Source organism: Bartonella taylorii, from assembly GCF_023920105.1.
Taxonomy (GTDB): domain Bacteria; phylum Pseudomonadota; class Alphaproteobacteria; order Rhizobiales; family Rhizobiaceae; genus Bartonella; species Bartonella taylorii.
The window spans coordinates 377,142-398,186 of the sequence record NZ_CP083693.1 but is presented as its reverse complement, the minus strand read 5'-3'; the positions used below and the strand labels follow the sequence as shown (position 1 = coordinate 398,186).

The following is a 21,045-nucleotide window of genomic DNA, read 5'->3' as shown; positions in this document are numbered from 1 at the left end:
CGTATATAATTTTAGAAATGGAGATGAAAAGTGATAGAGTTTGTTGTTCAACATCCGTGGTTAAAGACTCTTGCTTGGCTCATTATTCTTGTCTTTGTTGCGCTTTTAGTTAACTTTTTAGCACGCAAACTATTCATTCACGGAGCAAAAAAGCTCGCTTCTTTCCTACCCAAGAACACAACTGCCGATATAGAAAACGCCATTCAGTACATGGCAAATATTGTTTCAGCTTGTATCCTTTCAATTGGTGTTGATTTTATCCCAACATTGCCTGATACATTCAGCACTATTATAAGCAATGTTGCTAACGCCTTCATTATTTTTGTTATTGTACTGACAATTTCTGCTCTTCTCAATGTCATTAATATCATTTACGAACAACGGCCAACAGCGCGACTAAAACCAATAAAAGGTTACATTCAAATCGCTAAAATTGCTCTTTTTGCTGTCGCGGCAGTTTTAATGGTAGCCACATTGATTGACCGCTCGCCTCTTATTCTCTTCTCCGGTCTTGGTGCCATGGCCGCTGTCCTTATGTTGATTTTTCAAGATACGCTGCTTTCCCTCGTTGCAGGCATCCAAATTTCATCCACCGATATGGTGCGTGTCGGTGATTGGATTGAAATACCCAATCTTGGTGCAGATGGCGATGTTATTGAAATTGCACTTCATACCGTCAAAGTTCAAAATTTCGATAAAACAATTACTACCGTGCCTATCCGTAAACTGGTGACCGATCCTTTTAAGAATTGGCGTGGAATGGAAGAATCTGGTGGAAGGCGCATCAAACGATCCCTCTTCATTGACCAATCAAGTATTCGTTTCCATACGGAAGAAGAAAAAGAATATCTTTCTCGATTTAATTTATTAGAAAATTATTTCACGCAAAAAATACCTGAAATTAATGAATGGAACGCTCAATTAGATAAAAATCATGATGTATTGGCCAACACCCGTCGTTTAACCAATATTGGAACTTTCCGTGCTTATGTTGTCGCTTATTTACAACAACATCTAAACATCGAACAAAACATGACCCTGATGGCGCGACAATTGCCTCCTACACCAAATGGTTTGCCCTTGGAAATCTATTGCTTTACCAATACAACCGTTTGGTTAGAATATGAACAAATTCAAGCTGATATTTTTGACCACCTTTATTCCATTCTTCCTAGCTTTGGTCTAAAGATTTTTCAAAACCCAAGCGGCTATGATTTTAATCATGTATTAAAAGCGAAAGCAAAGTAAAACGATAAACTTCAATTGGTCAATTTTTGGATCAACCGTATCCATAACAACAAAGAAAGAAAAAGTATCATGAATAGTTCATTGGTACTCCTTCATCTTGCAGGTGCTATTTCTTTACTTCTTTGGGCTACACGCATGGTGCGCACGGGGGTTGAACGCGCCTATGGTGACAAGCTTAAATACAAAATGCGCCACGTCATTTCCAAACCATTGTTTGCTGTAAGTTTTGGACTTTTTACAGCAATAATTTTACAAAGCTCTACAGCAATAACACTCCTTGTTGGCTCTTTTGTTGAATCGGGTTTTGTCTCTGGATTAGCAGGACTTATGGCGGTGCGTGGAGGAGAATTAGGATCAGCATTAGTTGTCAAAATTCTCTCCTATGACCTCACTATCGTTGTGCCACTTTGTCTTTTAATTGGTACTTGTATCTTCATGACAACTGAAAAACGTGAATGGCGTCAAATAGGACGCATTGTCATCGGTATTGGCCTTTTGATTTTGTCTTTACAAATGATAAGCACAGCCACAGAACCTTTACGAGACAGCGCGATTTTGCCTAGCATCATTCATTATCTTTCAACAGATTTCGTGTCCACTTTCTTGTTAGCAGCCGCATTGACTTACCTCTTGCATTCATCTATCGCAGGGATAATTTTGCTGGTCAATTTCGCCAACTATGATCTTATCCATGCTCAACTATGTGTTGTAATGGTTCTTGGCGTCAACTTTGGCTCTTCTCTTATAGCACCACTTTTAACACGCAACGCTTCCCCTAATACCCGCCTCGTTCCCTTGGGAAATTTACTCATGCGTGGAGCCGGTTCAATCCTTGTCCTTATCTTATTTCTCTCCTTTCAACCACCAATCACATGGCTTGGCAATAACGCCTCTACTCAAGTTATTAACGCCCATATTATTTTTAATGTCTTCATTCTGCTTGCTGGAATACCGCTCTCGAAATGGGTTTTAAAACTGACCACGAAAATTGTCTATATAAGTACGAAAAAAACGCAAACCGATACAACGCTTAATTTATCTGATCAAACAGCTCTTGATGATAGCGTTCTTGATCGCCCAAGTTTAGCACTTTCTAATGTCAGGCGCGAAGTCATCCATATCTGTGATCTTGTGGATATCATGCTAGAAAAAATTATGGGACTTTATGAAAAACCTGATCCCGATATCATCCGTGAGCTCAACCAACTGAACACCATATTGGACAAAAAGCATATCGCAATCAAACTGTATCTCGCACGATTAGCTGGACAGAAACTGTCTGATGAAGAAGCCCTTCAAACACAAGAACTTCTCGGCGCCTGCATAAAATTAGATCAAGCAGGAGATATCATTATTCATAATATGCTTATGTTAGTTAAAAAGAAACAACAAAAAGGCCTACAATTCAGCAGTGACGGATGGAGTGATCTCCTTCGTTTCCACGCCATTGTTCTAGCCAATGCACATATCGCATTTAATGTTCTTGTCTCGCGTGATACACACACTGCGCACTTATTAGTTCAGAAAAAAGATCAGCTCCGGAATTTAGAAAAAGAGATGAGTTTAAAACATTTTAAACGCCTTCGTGAAGGTAATCTCAAAAACATAGAGTCGTCTAGCCTTCATCTTGATACTGTACGCGATTTGAAACAAATCAACTCCCTTTTAACCTCAATGATCTACCCAATTTTAGAAGCACAGGGACTTCTCCAAAGTTCCCGCCTGCGTAATCCTGCTGAACAACAAACAGCCAAATATTAACTTGAAAAAAACTTGATCAATGGACGAACCACATCAACCATGAGATCTTAAATATTCGGATATCTTGGTCAAATCAAATGCCCTTGTAAAACGTGTATCATTCTACAGTATTATCAAAGTAAGAAATATACCATGATAAATGCAAATACCAGTTGGATTGCAATGATTATACCAATATCCTATAGATTCAACCTATACAAACATTTTGCAAAAAGTTAAGAAAAAGCATTTTTTAACATCATAGCAAGCAACATAGATATCGTATTGGCAAGTTCACTTACTCTATTATTCATATTATTTTAATTTTTTCAAAGCTCTTTATAGAAGTTTCAACAAATATGCTTTTAAATATCTAAAAGTACTTTCATAGATATTATTTTCTTCTTAAATAAAATAGTTGCTAACTTCAATGATTTTTGATACATAAAAGAAGTTATGTGTATTTATGATTTTATGGATATAATACTCCGCACATAGGATATTCGTGTTAGTTAAAAATCAGTGACGTAAAAATTGTAATAAAATTTTACCAGCAGTATCCTCCGCTCGAGCAAAAAACGAACCTTGACCTTTACGAAGCTTACCCTAGTTAGAAATAACAGTTTAGATTCAGGCAAAGGAGAGTATCATGGAAGACGCAAACATCGGCTGGATTGCAGCTATTATCATCGGCGGCCTTGCAGGTTTGGCTGCACAATATCTTATGAAAAGCCAAACAGGGGTGCTTCTAAACATTATTTTAGGCATCATTGGAGCCGCATTGGCCAGCTTTCTTTTTGGCCTCTTAGGCGTGAGCTTTGCTGGTTGGCTTGGCTATCTGATTTCAGGTTTTATAGGAGCTTGCATTCTTATATGGATAGGACGAAAAATTAGATCTTAGGGGACTTATTCATTTTTTAAGGTACCTTTGGTGCCGAGTAGAGTTGTTAAAATATTTCCACCATAATTAAAAATTATAAACAGTGGTGAGGTGGTGGTTAGGTGCTTAAATTGCGATTTTTTGCATCTCCATCATTGCAGCATTAAATAAAAAACAACAAAGGTCTTTAAACTTACCACCTCCTACCAGTGTGCTATAGTCTATTTATACCTGCAAAGATGGTGGCGTTATTTTAGTGTAATACTGGCTTATTTTTTACGATCCCCACTCAAATATCGTTGTTTTTAATATCTGATTGCTTCGACAGCATATCTATATTCAAAATTCCAGTAAGAAATAGAAGAGTCCAGCCCCAATAAAATTTAGCTCATTCCCCTGTAATACCAACACAACTACTGTATACTCTTACAAAAAATATAACGCTCATCACAAACTCTATCGTACAGCATTTAACTCTTATGCGTTTCACTAATAAGAGGACTTTACCAGAAAAATCAAATAACCCTTTTGAACTTTATAAATGAGAAAAGCATATTCCTAGTATACGTAACAGGTAAAAAATAAACGCTATAAAAATAATAATCCACTTTTTCTTTCGGTATCTTTTTCTCGTTGTTTATTAATTAAAATTTTTCTAAGTCATTTAAGTGCGTTTCTGAATTATAAATAGTTTTATTACCTTTACATCTAAATTCAAATGGTTTGTGCCCCCTTCATTTTCCAAACTATTAAATAAGCCCTCTCCTACTCCTTATATTTCTTTTTTAGGCCTTCTCACATACATGAATTCTTCATCTCTTTTTATATGCACTACAAACATTTTAAGGCACTAAACGCTTTCTCCCACCTCCCATTACTATCAAGAAAATTTCATAACACATTGTATGAAAGAGCTTGATTTAAATCGTAGTACATGATTTTACCTTCTAATGATTTTTATCTTTTCTGATGAAAAATCAACCCATGATATATTTCTGCATATCATTCCTTAAATACCCCTACAGTAAATTTTCTCTGTACACGCTCTTATTTAAAATCTTGCTGCCTTTGCATTTCTGCACTACAATAAAGACATCTATTTGTACTACCCAGCACAGTGTACGGAATGCGATTTTAAATGTGGAGTGAAATGACGTATGATCCTAAAGATTCCATCTTACCACCCCTGAAGTGGCTCTCTGATCAAGATCCTTCCATACCAGAAAACGTTCGTGATTGGCTTATGGAATCGGGTTCGATGACACTCCGATTGCAAAATCACTGTAATTGCATACGTGTCGAACCACAACGTGAATGTTTCATTACACATGACAAATTGCAAGAAGAAGCAGAACATCTTCCAAAGAGTGCACATTATTGGCTACGCGAAGTCATACTGATGGGAGATAATCAGCCTTGGCTTCTTGGGCGCACTGTAATCCCACAAGAAACCCTATTCGAACACAATCAAGCACTCATGCATTTGGGCACTGTACCATTGGGACACTATTTATTTAACAGTGGCAAATTAACCCGCGATTACATTCATATGGGCCAACAAGGTGCACTGTGGGCACGCCGTTCCCGATTGCGATTAACAGGAAAACCATTGTTGCTAACCGAGCTATTTTTAACAGCTTCACCGCTTTACACAACAAACCCCGCATAAACGGAAGAAGCTATACTTTTTCTACATGAGTAAAAAATTGATTTTTATATGTATTTTTTAGGTAACAGAATAAAGTTTTCAAGCTTATCTCAACAGCGTATTACAAATGAAACTTTCTTTTCGAGATACTTTTTGTAAGATGCGCTCCTGAAAAAAATCATCTGCATTTAAATTTCCTGTAGAATAATAATCACTCTTGAAAAGACAATAACACTCAATAAAATAAATGCGTTAGAACATCAAAAAAAGAAGTATTCTTTCGTGCTAACTTTTATGAAATAAGCGTACTATCAACATTGTCTTCATACTCTCTGTACACTGGACGAGCTGCTGGTAAAAAATAACTTTCAGATACCCTTGGCAAATTAATACGATTTATCTTAATTTTTCACGAAAACTACTGCAAACTTTAGAAAATTCATTTGCCCCGTATAAAGTTCCTTAAACCATGTCATAATCGTACTGATATCAGGGAAACTTTCAGCTTTTATTTGTTTCAAAACTTCAAAAAGCGCCTATTCAACTTCCCTCTCATCAATCTGATAAAGAAAGAAGTTCACGAATGACTTCCATTTCCACCTATTCCTCTATCAGTGCTAAACAACCAGATTCTTTATAAACACGCGTTGGCTCCTCACGCTGTTGAAGTATTCTAGTGAAAATAGACTGTATCTGATGATCATACACTTCTAGTTTCTCTTCATCATGAGATAAGAATATCACGCTCTCTAATGGCACATACATTAAACAAAGTATAGAAAAACGCGTGCTATCCTGCACCTTTAAAGTAGTTTTGAGGACCATATCAATTTGAGCACACAACATAGATTTACTCAATTTGTTCAGACAGAAAGACGGTTTTTAACCAATCTTTACACATCTTGCTATGCACGATACAAAATAATGACACTAGATCTTGGAAAATCCAAAAACAGGACTTTACCTCTTCATGGAATAGACCTATACTCTCCACCTTAAGCGAAACATTGTAAGAACAATATACACAGCATCTGTTATAGTTGTGCTTTTGTGTAACGTTAGTCATGATACCTTTCAGAAAATAACATTGTGGGCACACACTATGACACAATCTACCCCATCTTGCGAACCATGGAGTGTAAGCAAACCTACAGCCCTCTTAGTATTAGCTGATGGAACAGTTATTGAAGGTAAAGGAGCAGGTGCTACGGGTATTGCTGAGGCGGAAGTATGTTTCAATACCGCCATAACAGGCTATGAAGAAATTCTTACAGATCCATCATATACGCAACAAATCATTAATTTTACTTTTCCTCATATAGGAAATGTAGGTACAAACAGCGAAGATATTGAAGATCTCACGCCCCTAAACTGTCATGGTGCTGTTGGAGCTATTTTCAAAGCAGACATTACAAATCCCTCTAATTACCGTGCAAATGAAAACCTTAATCAATGGCTCAAAGCACGTAAAATTATTGCACTTTGTGGTATTGATACGCGTGCGCTAACCATTCTTATCCGTGAAAAAGGTGCACAAAATGCCATCATTGCGCATGATCCTCAAGGGAATTTCGATATCCCTTCTTTGAAGAAGCGCGCACAAAAATGGCTCGGTCTTCTCAATCTCGACCTTACGAAAGAGGTTACATCTCAATCATTAAGGCAATGGAATGAAAAACCATGGGTATGGAATAAAGGATATAGTGAAAACAGTGTACATAATCTTCATATCATTGCAATCGACTATGGCATTAAGCGTAACATTCTTCGTCTTATGGCTACACAGGATGCACACATTACTGTTGTGCCCGCACACACGAATGCAGAAGAAATTCTAGCAATGCACCCTGATGGTATTTTTCTTTCTAATGGACCTGGGGATCCAGCCGCTACAGCCCAATATGCTAGTACAACTATCAAAACATTGATTGATCATAATTTACCAATTTTTGGTATATGTCTCGGTCATCAACTTCTTGCTCTTACTATGGGCGCAAAAACCGTAAAAATGCACCAAGGTCATCATGGTGCCAACCATCCTGTTAAAGATCTTAACACAGGGAAAGTCGAAATTGTATCAATGAACCATGGTTTTGCCGTAGACGCTACATCTTTACCAAACCACGTTCAAGAAACACATATCTCCCTTTTTGATGGTTCAAACTGTGGTATCCGTATCATTGGAAAACCAATTTTTTCTGTTCAGTATCACCCTGAAGCTTCCCCTGGGCCACAAGACAGCCACTACCTCTTTCAACATTTCAGCGAACTTATTATGAACTATAAAAAAATAGCGTAATTAAAATGCTTTTCTTTTGGTTATCTTCCCTCAAATTTTACCCTTTTTCTGTGCACAAACATATCGCTTTTCAGCAAGAAAGCAGCTCAATTTACTTATAGAATTCAGTTTTGCCTTTTGAATTTCTTAGCAAAAAAATTCTGACCCGTTATCATTTTAAGATGATTAGCGTACTCGTAAAGCAAAAACTATCGTCGTAACGATAAGCATACAGAAACTTCCCAAAAAAGGCGCACCAGAAAAATAAAATGCCATACCTTTCTGTGTAAATCGTTCGAAGAGAAGCATATAAAAAATGGATCCAAATATTAAGCCCAATGAGATAACAGATGTCATTGCTCCCTGCAATTCTCCTTGTACATTTGGCGGTACCTGTGCCGAGGCAATAGCACGCATAGGGGCTTGAACCAGATACTCACACATTGTACACACAAACACCACATAAACCATCCACCCTTGTGTTGCAAATGCGTATCCAAGCTCACCAACCAATGCAAAAAGGAGCCCCACCATCACAATACACCAGTTACTCCATCGCTTAGATAAATAGGGCAGAATGAGAGCTACAACAATAATCTGTCCTACCCCAAAAACACTATAAGACAATCCAATAGACAAAGAATTCCAACCATAGCGTTCTTTAGAAATGAATGCCCAAATGCTTGGCCATACAGATTCCGCAAACCAATAAAGAAAAAAGACCAGTAGCACCCAAATAACCATTGGATATTGTCTGAGTTCCCAAAGAGCTCCCAAAGGATTTGCACGCTTAATATTAAAACAGCGTCTATTTTGTATGGGAAGAGTTTCTGGAAGCATAGCCCACACAAAAATAAAAATAATAAGTGAAAAACCAGCAGAAAAATAAAATGGAGTACGTGGGCCGAATTGTCCTAAAAAACCGCCTATAAAAGAACCTAAAATAAACCCTAATCCGGATGCGATTCCTAACAAACCGAAGTTGCGCGTTCGCGTTTTATCATCGGATATATCAGCAATATAAGCCATACAAACTGCTAAACCAGCACCGCTCACCCCTGATAAAAGACGTCCAATAAACAATATAGGATAGCTCCAGGCTATAGCGCATATGAAATGACCAATCATAAAACTGATAAGAGAGATAAGCAAAATAGGACGGCGTCCATAACGATCAGAAAGATTTCCAATAGCAGGAGCAAACAGAAATTGCATGGCTGAATAAGCTGCCAGTAATTTTCCTCCTTCAATAGAAGATTTCCTAATATCATCTCCCATCAACAGAGCGAAATATTCAGGCAAAATAGGATTAACGATTACGGTACCAACAATATCCAATAACAAAGTAATGAAAACTAAAAGAAGTCCACGGCGAATAAGCTTTGGATTAAGTGTTTTATCATTGATAGCATGCATATTGTGTTCCCCACTATCTTCTAAACCCTACCTCTTGTTAAGAATCGCTAGATAGCATTATTTTCATAAAAACTATGGTTAAAGTAAAAAATTTAGAAAAAACCAAAAAATATTACAAATTTTTACTTTATCTGATACGTAACACTGCATGCATTTTTGTAAATTATCCTCACAATTTTCAAGAATGAATTGGTGAATCTAATGAAAAAACTTACTATAATAATCTGCTCATATACTATAAGAATATATCAATAGTATAAAAAAACATAAATAATTATAGATCATTACTTTAAAAGTAACAGCATTTAAATATAAATACAAAATTTATAAAGAAATATAATTTCATATAATTAAATATATCTGTATATTTATATATAAATTGTTATATGTTATTATCAACGCAATGATAATATTATTAGAATAGCAAAATGTAAGTTTTGGTAATTACTGATTGATTAATTCTTAATATAAAAATGGTGAATAAAATGCGAAGAATATTCCAATTAATGTTAATATCAGCTTTGGTTACAGGATGTGATATCAAAGATTCTAGTGTAAATAACGATACTCCAGAAAACAAAACGGAAATACAACAAACATCAGAAGTAAATCTAGATACATATACTTTAAATAAACTGAATGCTCTTCTTGAAAAACGTTCGAAGGTTAATAATCATGAGAGAGGAGAAATGATCAGCGTGCTATCTGAAGCTTTTCTAGGGACACCTTACAAAGCGAATATGTTACATGGTACGGAAAATATACCGGAAGAACTGATAATCGATTTTAGAGGTTTAGATTGCTTCACTTATCTAGACTATGTTGAAGCATTACGGAAATCAACATCGCAAACAGAATTCATAAATAATGTCATAAAAACACGTTATGTTGATGGGAATGTTAGTTTTTTGAACCGGAAGCACTTTTTCACTGATTGGGCTTATAGAGAATACAAACAAGCCGATGACATAACCGCACAGCTAAGCCCTAATGCAGTAAGCACTGAAAAGTATCTCAATAAAAAAGCTAATGGTGGAAATTACCTTCCTGGGCTACCAATTGTTAAACGCAATATAACGTATATTCCAAGTAACTTTATTAATAAAGAGGTTATAAGCCGTTTAGAAACTGGTGATTTCATTGGTATTTATACCAAACTTGCTGGATTGGATGTAACCCATGTGGGTTTCTTTATCATGACAGACAATGGCCCGATGTTACGAAATGCTTCTTCACGAAAAGAAAATGAAAAAGTAGTGGATTCACCTTTTATGGATTACGTCGCGAAAACACCAGGAATCATTGTTTTAAGAGCTCTCCAATAAACTATATGGGGGATAAAAATGTCCCCCATACTACCAAACATGTATTCAAATCATCAAGATGAATATTCCAATTGGTCAAATGTTTTTGTTTACGATTTTAATCGCGATATCAGATAATTCTAGACTAGCTTCGTATATTGAGAAAACCGCCCACTTAAATTACTTTTTTCCATTATAATTGGAAATCATAAAATTGACTTACAATACCAAATAATGATGAAAATATTGTACCCATCACCGCACATAAAAAGCCTCGTTTTATTTCATGACGTTCCTTTTGCTCGCAAATAACTGCTTATACTTAATAAAGCATAATAGTCTTCAAAATTCTAACTTTTCGGCACATTATTGTCTCCTTATTAAGGTCACACTCTCGTACTCATATTAAAGTTGAACAGCAAAATAAAGACATTGATTTTTAATCAATAAAAAAACATGGAAAAGGCATTTTTGTGCTTACTTTCTTTGTCACTTAACCTATAAAACTATTTTAACCGCAAAATTTAATTCTGTCTGCCTCAATCGCGCACGGATATTTGTCATAGGGAAAAACCATGCCAAAACGCACAGATATAAAATCTATTCTTATCATTGGAGCAGGACCTATTGTTATTGGTCAGGCATGTGAATTTGACTATTCTGGCACACAAGCTTGCAAGGCATTAAAAGAAGAAGGTTATCGAATAATTTTAGTGAATTCCAATCCCGCCACTATTATGACAGATCCAGATTTAGCTGATGCGACTTATATTGAGCCCATTACTCCTGAAATAGTTGCACAAATTATTGCTCGTGAACGTCCCGACGCCCTTTTACCAACTATGGGAGGTCAAACAGCACTCAATACTGCTTTATCATTAAAGCGTATGGGAATTTTAGACCGCTACCATGTTGAAATGATAGGTGCAAACGCAGATGCTATTGATAAAGCGGAAGATCGCGCCTTGTTTCGCAAAGCAATGGCAAAAATTGGTTTGGAAACACCACGTTCTATGTTAGCCAACGCGACAGAACTCAAAGAAGAAAATCGCCAACAGCATGCAAAAACGCGCGATGAACTTAAAGCGAAATTTTCTGGTGACGCGCTTGACCAAGCACTAGAAGAACTTGAACGCAATTGGCGACACACAGAAGCCGACCGCAAACAACATTATATCGCACATGCAACGGCAAAAGCGGTTCAAGCTCTTGATGTTATTGGTCTTCCAGCTATTATCCGTCCTTCATTTACCCTTGGTGGTACCGGTGGAGGAATCGCTTACAACCGTTCTGAATTTTATGAAATCATTGAACGTGGACTTGAGGCTTCGCCTACAACAGAAGTTTTGATTGAAGAAAGTGTTTTAGGATGGAAAGAATATGAGATGGAAGTCGTTCGCGATAAGAACGATAACTGTATCATTGTTTGTTCTATTGAAAACATTGACCCTATGGGAATTCACACTGGCGATTCAATCACCGTAGCGCCTGCCCTCACTTTAACAGATAAAGAATATCAATGTATGCGCAATGCTTCAATTGCCGTATTGCGTGAAATTGGTGTTGAAACCGGTGGATCCAATGTACAGTTTGCTGTTAACCCTGAAAATGGCCGCCTCATCGTCATTGAAATGAACCCGCGTGTTTCCCGCTCTTCAGCGCTTGCCTCAAAAGCAACAGGTTTTCCAATTGCCAAGGTAGCAGCTAAACTAGCAGTTGGCTACACACTTGATGAATTAAAAAATGATATTACTGGTGGTGCAACACCAGCATCATTCGAACCTTCTATTGACTACATTGTTACCAAAATTCCTCGTTTTGCCTTCGAAAAATTTCCTGGTTCATCACCTGTCTTAACAACTGCGATGAAATCTGTAGGAGAAGTGATGGCAATCGGTCGCACCTTTCAAGAATCACTGCAAAAAGCGCTCCGTGGACTTGAAACGGGTCTTACCGGTCTTGATGAAATTGTGATCCCTGAACATGCTGAAGGTGATGAAAAGAGTTCCATACGCTCCGCCATTGCAATACCAAGTCCTGATCGTCTACGTTACATTGCCCAAGCAATGCGTACAGGCTTGCCTTTAAATGAAATTCATCAAATCAGCAAAATTGATCCATGGTTTCTAGAACAAATAGCCTCAATTATTGAAATAGAACAGCGCATCCGCATCCATGGTTTGCCCCAAGATGCAGACAATCTACGCATGTTAAAAGCTATGGGTTTTTCGGATGCACGTTTAGCCACCCTTACAGGACAAGAGCCCGATAATATAGCTGCTTTGCGCAAAACGCTTAATGTTAAGCACATTTTCAAACGGATTGACACTTGCGCAGCTGAATTTTCTTCACCTACCGCGTATATGTATTCAACCTATGAAGTTCCCTTTGCAGGTGTAGAACACTCAGAAGCACAAGTTTCTGACCGCAAAAAAATTGCTATTTTAGGCGGGGGACCAAACCGCATCGGACAAGGCATAGAATTTGACTATTGTTGCTGCCACGCTGCTTTTGCGCTACGTGATGCAGGTTTCGAAGCGATTATGATTAACTGTAATCCTGAAACTGTCTCAACAGACTATGATACTTCTGATCGTCTTTATTTTGAATCTTTAACGACAGAAGATGTACTCGCTGTTTTAGAAACAGAACAGAAAAAAGGCGAATTGGTTGGAGTCATTGTCCAATTTGGTGGACAAACACCATTGAAATTAGCAAGCGCACTAGAAAAACATAATATCCCTATCTTAGGCACTTCACCTGATTCCATCGATTTGGCAGAAGACAGAGACCGTTTTCAAAAATTGTTGTTCAAACTTAACCTCACACAGCCTAAAAACGGTATTGCCCATTCAATCGAACAAGCACGCCTCATCGCCCATGAACTAGGCTTTCCATTAGTTGTGCGCCCTTCTTATGTTTTAGGAGGACGTGCTATGCAAATTATCCGCGATGAGCGCGGCTTGCAAAATTATTTGCTTGAAAGTGTACCTGAACTGATCCCAGAAGATATCAAATCCCGCTATCCCAACGACAAAACGGCACAAATCAATACATTGCTTGGTAAAAATCCACTTTTATTTGATACCTATCTAACAGAAGCAATTGAAGTTGATGTTGATTGTCTATGTGATGGAGAAGAAACACTCGTCGTTGGCATTATGGAACATATTGAAGAAGCCGGCATTCACTCTGGTGATTCAGCATGTTCTTTACCAGTACATACGCTCTCACATAAAATAGTAGCTGAATTAGAGCGTCAAACTAAAGCATTAGCACAAGCACTTCATGTTCGTGGCTTGATGAATGTACAATATGCCATTAAAGATGGAACAATTTATGTCTTAGAAGTTAATCCCCGTGCTTCGCGTACTGTCCCATTCGTTGCAAAAACCATTGGTCGTCCCATTGCAAAAATAGCCGCACGTATTATGGCGGGAGAAACTCTCCACAAAACGCTTCAAGCTTATGGTGGACTACCCTCTATACAACAAAAACAACATATCGCTGTCAAAGAAGCAGTTTTTCCTTTTGCTCGTTTTTCAGGTGTCGATACACTTCTTGGTCCAGAAATGCGTTCAACCGGTGAAGTTATGGGACTTGATTACAAATTTGCTCTTGCTTTTGCTAAAGCCCAACTTGGAGCTGGTGTTGAACTTCCAAAAGAAGGAACTTTATTCGTTTCTGTAAGAGATGAAGACAAAAAACGTATCTTAAATCCCGTAAGACTTTTAACTGAACTTGGCTTTTCTGTTTTAGCAACAAGTGGAACACAGAAATTTCTTGCTGAACATAATGTTGCAGCAAAAAAAATCAACAAAGTGCTAGAGGGGCACCCCCATATTGAAGATGCCATTCGTAATCGACAAATTCAATTGATTTTTAATACAACCAGTACTGCCAGTGCCATCTCAGACTCAAAATCACTACGCCATGCAGCACTCATGCAAAAAGTCCCCTATTATACAACAATAGCTGGAGCCGAATCCGTAGTGGAAGCCATCGAAGCACTCAAAAAAAGTAGCCTTGAAGTGCGCTCACTGCAAAGTTATTTCACTTAAAATTTTTATATGCAGCAAAATATACCGCCCTTTCTTTATCTTCGTATAAAAATACCAATTAAGACTTGCATTTTATCTCAAAAACCTTTATATGGGTTTCATCGAACTTTCGGTTATGTGACTTTCTTTCCTGTGCAATCTGCACTTTCGACGAAACTTCTCCCACCCAATTTCGATCTAAAACCGTATTGAATGCTTTTAGCTTCAGTACACAATATAATTATATATTCTAAGGAGTTTCCTATGTCTACAGGAACAGTTAAGTGGTTTAACACAACAAAAGGTTTCGGATTCATTCAGCCTAGTGATGGAAGTGCAGATGTATTCGTACATATTTCAGCTGTCGAGCGTTCTGGTCTCAATAATCTTAATGAAGGGCAAAAAATTTCCTATGACGTTCTTCAAGATCGTCGTTCTGGAAAATTTGCCGCTGGTAACCTTACCGCGCTTTGATATTTAAATTCTAGATACTATTTAAAAATCCTCGCCTGCAAAGATGAGGATTTTTGTTCTTTATAAAGCATAATTTATTCTTATAAAACAAAACACTGCCTATCTGTTTTGCAAAATTATAAAAATACTTCTATCCCTCCCCTTATTCCATAAATACCCAAACACCTTTCTTGTAAAAACTTCAAAAAACAACGATACAAATTCCATATTTTAAACAAAATTTTCTAGGTATTTTCCGACAATTTTCTATTGCACACAATGTAATCTTTTATAAAATACCCTGAAAAAGAGCGATGACCATTTGTTGATATCGTATAAGGACTGAAATTATGGCTTTTATTGCCGACAAACTTTCATACATTAAACCTTCTGCAACAATTACTGTTTCCCAAAAAGCGCGTGCTTTGAAAGCGTTAGGGCGTGATGTTATCGCTTTAAGTGCCGGAGAACCAGATTTTGATACACCAGACAATATCAAAAATGCTGCTATTGAAGCTATTCGACGTGGAGAAACAAAATACACGCCTATATCTGGTATTCCAGAATTGCGACAAGCAATTGCTGCAAAATTTCAAAGAGAAAATCATCTTACTTATCAACCAGAGCAAATTATTGTTGCTACCGGTGGTAAACAAATCCTTTTTAATGCATTGATGGCAACTTTGAATAAAGGAGATGAAGTAATCATTCCTTCCCCTTATTGGGTCAGTTATCCAGAAATGGTTACCCTCAACGGTGGTATACCTATCTTTGTAGAAACCAAAGCCGAGTTTTCTTATAAACTTCAACCACAAGAGCTAGAAGCTGCCATTACCCAAAAAACCAAATGGTTCATCTTTAACTCTCCTTCAAATCCATCAGGTGCCGCTTATACGCATGATGAATTAAAAAAGCTAACGGATGTTTTAATGAAATATCCTCATGTTCATATCCTCACCGACGATATCTATGAACATCTCACATATGGAGGGTTTACCTTTGTCACCCCAGCAGAAGTAGAACCAGAGCTTTATGATCGTACACTAACAATGAATGGTGTTTCTAAAGCCTATTCTATGACGGGTTGGCGAATCGGTTATGCAGGGGGCCCGCAAGAATTAATTAAAGCCATGGATACCATTCAAGGTCAACAAACTTCTGGTACAAGTTCTATCTCACAATGGGCGGCTGTCGAAGCACTCAATGGTCCTCAAGACTTTATAACTCAAAATAAAAGTGTTTTCCAAGCACGCCGTGATCTCGTGGTTTCCATGTTGAACCAAGCTCCTGGTATTCACTGTCCAACGCCAGAAGGTGCCTTTTATGTTTATCCTTCCTGTGCAAAACTCATTGGAAAGAAAACACCCAATGGCCAAGTTATTACAAATGATGAAGACTTTGTAATAGCGCTTCTAGAAGCAGAATCAATTGCTGTCGTTCATGGATCTGCTTTTGGGCTTGGGCCAGCTTTTCGTATTTCTTATGCGGCATCAGAAAAATTGCTTGAAGAAGCTTGCTTACGTATCCAGCGCTTTTGTAATAATTTGCTTTAAAAACCTTGAACTCATCTGTTTTTACAATCTTTCGTTGCCAAACAGCTGATCTGAAAGATTTTCAGTCATTTGAATATAGAGTAAGTAAATAGATTCTGCAGAAAATATGTATCGATAAAACAACATGGAGATATTTTCTTAGAACAAAGCAAAAAATGATATAATTATAAAACACATCCTTATCTTCTTTTCCTCATATGGAACGTGCTATTGGCATCTTTAACTCTATGATCAAGAAAACACTCTTTTCGAATTTTATAGCCATATTAAATGACTATCACCAAAAAACGCCTTTCCATACTCATGCAGCTTACACTTCTCAAATTAAATTCGTATTGCTAAAGAAAATTTGACACTTATAAATCCTATGCTTCTCAATCAAACTTTTTCTATTCCGCAATAATTATTATAATCCTAATATTCCTCTTGGATACCCATAAAATTTTTGAAAGTTTTCTCTTATTATTTTCTAAGAAATCTACATTTTTAGAGACTCTTCCCAAAAATTAAAAAAAAAGCCGAACAAATGTTCGGCAAATTTAGAAAACCCCCAGAGATAAAATCAATCTGAAAGATTCTCGTAAGGGAACACTCAAGAAAATGCAATGGGAGGCAACATAATCAAGAGATGGTATTTTATGTCATTTTATGAAAAAAAGCACAATAAAGACTTAAGCGTACCTGCTATGCAATAAATACATAGCTTAAAATATCACATCATTAAAAAGACCACTGACGTGCTTTTAAAAAAATATAATCTCGAAAAGCCTTCAACTTTACCAAATTCTTTAAAGCGTAAGGGTAACAAAAAAAAGTATCAAAGGAAGGAATATCAACTACCTCAGGAAAAAGGCGCACAAGTCGCTCATCATTATTCACAATATAATCGGGAAGTACAGCGATACCAAGATCACACATAATCGCCTTCTTGATTGAAATAATATTATTGATTCGTAATACTGAAAGACGCAAAGAACCATCACTTCTACCAGCTTTTTCCAACCAATTTAAACCAGACAAATAAGGTGGAACAGGTTCTCCAAATGAAATAATCCGGTGTGCATCCAGCTCAGACAATGTTTCTGGTTTTCCATGATTTGCAATATAACTTTTCGAAGCATAAACATGCATATGAATTGTAAAGAGTTTTCTTTGTATAAGATCAGGCTGCTGGGGTTGTTGTAAACGAACAGCACAGTCTGCGTGACGCATCGTTAGGTCGAGTTCTTTATCATCAAACAAGAGCTGAACCCGTATATCCGGATAAAGACTAAGGAATTCTGGCATACGCTCCACAAGCCATCCTGCTCCCATTCCGAAGGTCGATGTAACCCGTAGATTTCCTGCTGGCTTTTCACAGCTTTCACTTAATTGCGAGCGTGCACTTTCAAGCTTCATCAAAACATCATGTGTTGTCCGATACAGAATTTCACCCTGCTCTGTTAAGATTAACCCCCGCGCATGACGCTGAAACAAGGACACACCAACATCGTTCTCTAAAGCTGAAACCTGTCGTGAAATGGCTGATTGGGATAGATGAAGCTTTTGTGCCGCATGTGTAAAAGATCCTGCTTCTGCAACAGCATGAAAAACCCTCAACTTATCCCAATCCAACGGTGACGTCACAATTCTACCTCTAATTTTTTCACTTTTAATAAATTGTCATGTTTGTAGATCTAAAAAACGTTCTGCCTCCAACGCCGCCATACATCCCCTACCCGCTGCTGTTACAGCTTGACGAAATGTTTCGTCTGTTACATCACCTGCAGCAAAAACACCAGCAATGCTTGTTGCTGTTGAATCTGGTTCTGTCCATAAATAACCGCCTCGTTTTTGTTTCAGTTGCCCTTCAAACAAAGAAACAGCAGGATCATGACCAATGGCAATAAATATTCCCTCTGCATTCACCTTAATTTCTTGACCGGTTTTAACATTTTTAAGGCGTGCACCGGTTACAACAGCCCCCCTTGAATCCTGAGCTGGCAAACCAACAATTTCTTCTACCACATGATCCCAAAGAACACGTACATTATCGCAAGCAAGCAATCTATCTTGCAAAATTTTTTCTGCCCTAAAATAACCCCGCCGATGAACCACGCTTACACTCTTTGCCAAATGGGATAAATAAAGAGCTTCTTCAACAGCTGTATTTCCACCTCCCACAACAATGACATCCTTATCACGATAAAAAAAACCATCACATGTAGCACAGGCAGAAACACCGCCACCCATAAAAGTCTGTTCACTTTCCAAACCAAGCCAACGCGCCTGCGCTCCTGTTGCAATAATCAGCGCATCACAACAATATTGCGTTCCTGAATCTCCATATAAAATAAAAGGGTACTTCAATAAATCAGCCTTTGTAATACTATCATAGACAATTTTTGTACCCATATTTTCGGCTTGTTTTGCCATTTGTTCCATCAACCATGGTCCTTGAATTGGATCAGCAAAACCTGGATAATTTTCGACATCAGTTGTAATCATCAACTGACCGCCCTGCTGTAAGCCAGTGACCAAAACCGGCTTGAGCATTGCTCTTGCCGCATAGATCGCCGCTGTATAACCAGCTGGACCAGAGCCAATAATAAGCAACCGAATATGCGATTGTGCCATAGAATCCCCTTCACTTTTTCTTACTTAATTATTCTATAAATTATAACGGAATGCTGTATTAAAAAACATTTTTCAACAACCTCAATTATGGTGTATACATATCTTTTTTCAAATTTAGTGAAAATGTTTGGTTGTCAATTCATCAAATCCTGCTTAATGTAAAAACCAATTTTTACCCTATAAAGAAAAAAACGTAAATTCTTATGAGCACAAAACCATAACAAAAAAAGATAGAGAACGATCATTTTTCAATTTATTATCAATGTCTGTGCACGTTTTGCGTTAATCATGGGAGGAGCAATGCTTCTACCAATTTTTGTAGATTTGCACGACAGCAACCATAATTGGATAACCTTTCTCTACTCTTGCACCATAACCACCATATTAGCAACGCTGATTCTTTTAGCCACAAGAGGTGCCACCTGCCGTTTTTCAGCACGGCTTGGCTTTATGCTCACTGTCTGCCTTTGGCTAACAGGAAGCATCGTAGGTGCCTTACCTCTTTACCTTTCGCCCCTCTCAATTTCTTTAGCAGAAGCCATCTTTGAATCCGTCTCTGGAATTACCACCACAGGCTCTACAGTACTCACAGGCCTTGACAATTTATCGCGCAGTATTTTGTTATGGCGTTCTATCATATGCTGGATTGGAGGCATTGGCTTTATCGGTTTAGCGTTATTGCTTTTACCTTCACTGCGAGTGGGTGGAGTACGGCTTTTTCATATGGAATCATCCGATAAATCTGAAAAAATATTGCCCCGTATCAACCAAATTGCCAATGGAATTATCATAGCCTATGTTGGATTAACACTTGCTTGTATGCTTTCCTATTTTGCTTCGGGCATGAACTTATTTGATGCCATCAACCATGCAATGAGCACAATAGCAACAGCTGGATTCTCAACTCACGACGCCTCTTTTGGCTATTTCTCTGATAAACCAGCCATCTTGATTATTTCAACACTCTTCATGTTGCTCTCCGCACTACCATTCGTGCTTTATGTTAAATTAGTGCTTCCTGGCCACTCCAAACGCTTCATTGATCCGCAAGTGATCGTTTTTTTGCATATTGTTTTTCTCTTCAGCTTTGCTTTAGCAGCATGGCTACGATTTCATGATCATCGCGCGTTCCATTTAATTTTTCTTGATGTCATTTTTCACCTTTCATCCATCATTAGCACGACTGGCTATAGCGCTGAAGATTATCAACTTTGGGGGCCGTTTGCGCTTGGAGTTTTCTTCATTGTTTCTTTTACAGGTGGATGTGCTGGTTCTACCTCTGGTGGAATGAAAATCAATCGCTTAATTATCCTTTGGCGTATTACACAAACAAATATAGAAAAACTTTTTTCTCCTAATATCGTTGTAAAAGCGCGCTACGATCATTCAAACATATCGAGCGATGTTGCCAAAGCAGTTTTATTTTTTGTATGTCTTTATATGTTTTGTCTTCTTATCGGCACTGCACTTTTGCTTACAACTGGTCTTGACTTTACTTCTGCTTTTACGGGGGTCTTAACAGCTCTTTCAAATATTGGCCCAGGTTTTGGAGATATTATTGGTCCTGCTGGAAACTTTTCTACAATTAATGATAATGCCCTATGGATTTTGAGTTTTCTCATGCTCGCTGGGCGTCTTGAAATTATAACCATATTCGTACTTTTTATCCCCGCTTTTTGGCGTGAGCAATTTTAATACATAGCATTTAATTCCAAGTGATAAGAAATTTACAATATAAACACTATACATAACTAACAAAATAATCCCTAAAGTAGGAACCTGCACCCTTCTTTTTAGGCACATTAACTTTTTAAAATGGATGCAAAACACCAAGAACCCTCAAGTATCAGATCTTTCACGTCAGACGAG

Annotated in this window: 13 protein-coding genes; 10 read left to right on the top strand and 3 right to left on the bottom strand. The window is 37.6% G+C overall.

Annotated features, from left to right (window positions below):
• Window positions 1-30: 30 nt before the first annotated feature.
• The 5 genes from LBE40_RS01600 (at window position 31) to carA (ending at window position 7,815) form a co-directional block, all read left to right on the top strand.
• Window positions 31-1,248 carry a mechanosensitive ion channel family protein gene (locus LBE40_RS01600; protein ID WP_004859559.1) on the top strand — a complete coding sequence of 406 codons (1,218 nt, stop codon included), beginning with the start codon at window positions 31-33 and terminating at the stop codon, window positions 1,246-1,248.
• Window positions 1,249-1,317: 69 nt separating this feature from the next.
• A complete protein-coding gene (locus LBE40_RS01595) occupies window positions 1,318-3,009 on the top strand; it encodes a Na/Pi cotransporter family protein (RefSeq protein WP_004859560.1) in 1,692 nt (563 codons plus the stop codon).
• 628 nt (window positions 3,010-3,637) lie between these two features.
• Window positions 3,638-3,889, top strand: a complete 252-nt coding sequence (locus tag LBE40_RS01590; RefSeq protein WP_004859563.1) for a GlsB/YeaQ/YmgE family stress response membrane protein — start codon at window positions 3,638-3,640, stop codon at window positions 3,887-3,889.
• A gap of 1,129 nt (window positions 3,890-5,018) precedes the next feature.
• Window positions 5,019-5,537 (top strand): chorismate lyase, encoded by a 519-nt coding sequence (ubiC, locus tag LBE40_RS01585; protein WP_004859565.1) that lies wholly within the window; start codon window positions 5,019-5,021, stop codon window positions 5,535-5,537.
• A gap of 1,081 nt (window positions 5,538-6,618) precedes the next feature.
• Complete coding sequence (gene carA / locus LBE40_RS01580; protein WP_004859569.1) at window positions 6,619-7,815, top strand: glutamine-hydrolyzing carbamoyl-phosphate synthase small subunit; 1,197 nt, start codon at window positions 6,619-6,621, stop codon at window positions 7,813-7,815.
• A gap of 165 nt (window positions 7,816-7,980) precedes the next feature.
• Here the strand turns inward: carA and LBE40_RS01575 are convergent, their stop codons facing one another.
• Window positions 7,981-9,210 carry a tetracycline resistance MFS efflux pump gene (locus tag LBE40_RS01575; RefSeq protein WP_004859571.1) on the bottom strand — a complete coding sequence of 410 codons (1,230 nt, stop codon included), beginning with the start codon at window positions 9,208-9,210 and terminating at the stop codon, window positions 7,981-7,983.
• A 485-nt stretch (window positions 9,211-9,695) separates the two neighbouring features.
• Between LBE40_RS01575 and LBE40_RS01570 the strand changes: the two genes are divergently transcribed.
• The 4 genes from LBE40_RS01570 (at window position 9,696) to LBE40_RS01555 (ending at window position 16,560) form a co-directional block, all read left to right on the top strand.
• On the top strand, window positions 9,696-10,535 hold the full coding sequence (locus LBE40_RS01570) for a DUF1460 domain-containing protein (RefSeq protein ID WP_040296930.1): 840 nt from the start codon (window positions 9,696-9,698) through the stop codon (window positions 10,533-10,535).
• Window positions 10,536-11,089: 554 nt separating this feature from the next.
• Window positions 11,090-14,575, top strand: coding sequence for a carbamoyl-phosphate synthase large subunit (gene carB, locus LBE40_RS01565; protein ID WP_004859575.1), 3,486 nt, complete (start codon window positions 11,090-11,092; stop codon window positions 14,573-14,575).
• 243 nt (window positions 14,576-14,818) lie between these two features.
• Window positions 14,819-15,028, top strand: a complete 210-nt coding sequence (locus LBE40_RS01560) for a cold-shock protein (RefSeq protein WP_004855916.1) — start codon at window positions 14,819-14,821, stop codon at window positions 15,026-15,028.
• A gap of 329 nt (window positions 15,029-15,357) precedes the next feature.
• Window positions 15,358-16,560, top strand: a complete 1,203-nt coding sequence (locus LBE40_RS01555; RefSeq protein WP_004859578.1) for a pyridoxal phosphate-dependent aminotransferase — start codon at window positions 15,358-15,360, stop codon at window positions 16,558-16,560.
• A 720-nt stretch (window positions 16,561-17,280) separates the two neighbouring features.
• On the opposite strand, the gene LBE40_RS01550 is transcribed toward LBE40_RS01555, so the two are convergent.
• Both LBE40_RS01550 and trxB read right to left on the bottom strand, forming a co-directional pair.
• Window positions 17,281-18,186, bottom strand: coding sequence for a LysR family transcriptional regulator (locus tag LBE40_RS01550; protein ID WP_004859579.1), 906 nt, complete (start codon window positions 18,184-18,186; stop codon window positions 17,281-17,283).
• A 36-nt stretch (window positions 18,187-18,222) separates the two neighbouring features.
• Window positions 18,223-19,176, bottom strand: coding sequence for a thioredoxin-disulfide reductase (gene trxB, locus LBE40_RS01545; protein WP_004859581.1), 954 nt, complete (start codon window positions 19,174-19,176; stop codon window positions 18,223-18,225).
• Between the two features lie 300 nt (window positions 19,177-19,476).
• Here trxB and LBE40_RS01540 point away from each other — a divergent pair, with 300 nt between their 5' ends.
• Complete coding sequence (locus LBE40_RS01540; protein WP_004859582.1) at window positions 19,477-20,871, top strand: TrkH family potassium uptake protein; 1,395 nt, start codon at window positions 19,477-19,479, stop codon at window positions 20,869-20,871.
• The last annotated feature ends 174 nt before the right edge of the window (window positions 20,872-21,045 follow it).

Excerpts from the sequence above, each read along its gene's own strand:
- carB (WP_004859575.1), top strand. The coding sequence starts at position 11,090 with ATGCCAAAACGCACAGATATAAAATCTATTCTTATCATTGGAGCAGGA.
- LBE40_RS01570 (WP_040296930.1), top strand. The coding sequence starts at position 9,696 with ATGCGAAGAATATTCCAATTAATGTTAATATCAGCTTTGGTTACAGGA.
- carA (WP_004859569.1), top strand. The coding sequence starts at position 6,619 with ATGACACAATCTACCCCATCTTGCGAACCATGGAGTGTAAGCAAACCT.
- LBE40_RS01595 (WP_004859560.1), top strand. The coding sequence starts at position 1,318 with ATGAATAGTTCATTGGTACTCCTTCATCTTGCAGGTGCTATTTCTTTA.
- LBE40_RS01575 (WP_004859571.1), bottom strand. The coding sequence starts at position 9,210 with ATGCATGCTATCAATGATAAAACACTTAATCCAAAGCTTATTCGCCGT.
- LBE40_RS01555 (WP_004859578.1), top strand. The coding sequence starts at position 15,358 with ATGGCTTTTATTGCCGACAAACTTTCATACATTAAACCTTCTGCAACA.
- LBE40_RS01540 (WP_004859582.1), top strand. The coding sequence starts at position 19,477 with ATGCTTCTACCAATTTTTGTAGATTTGCACGACAGCAACCATAATTGG.
- LBE40_RS01590 (WP_004859563.1), top strand. The coding sequence starts at position 3,638 with ATGGAAGACGCAAACATCGGCTGGATTGCAGCTATTATCATCGGCGGC.
- ubiC (WP_004859565.1), top strand. The coding sequence starts at position 5,019 with ATGACGTATGATCCTAAAGATTCCATCTTACCACCCCTGAAGTGGCTC.
- LBE40_RS01560 (WP_004855916.1), top strand. The coding sequence starts at position 14,819 with ATGTCTACAGGAACAGTTAAGTGGTTTAACACAACAAAAGGTTTCGGA.
- trxB (WP_004859581.1), bottom strand. The coding sequence starts at position 19,176 with ATGGCACAATCGCATATTCGGTTGCTTATTATTGGCTCTGGTCCAGCT.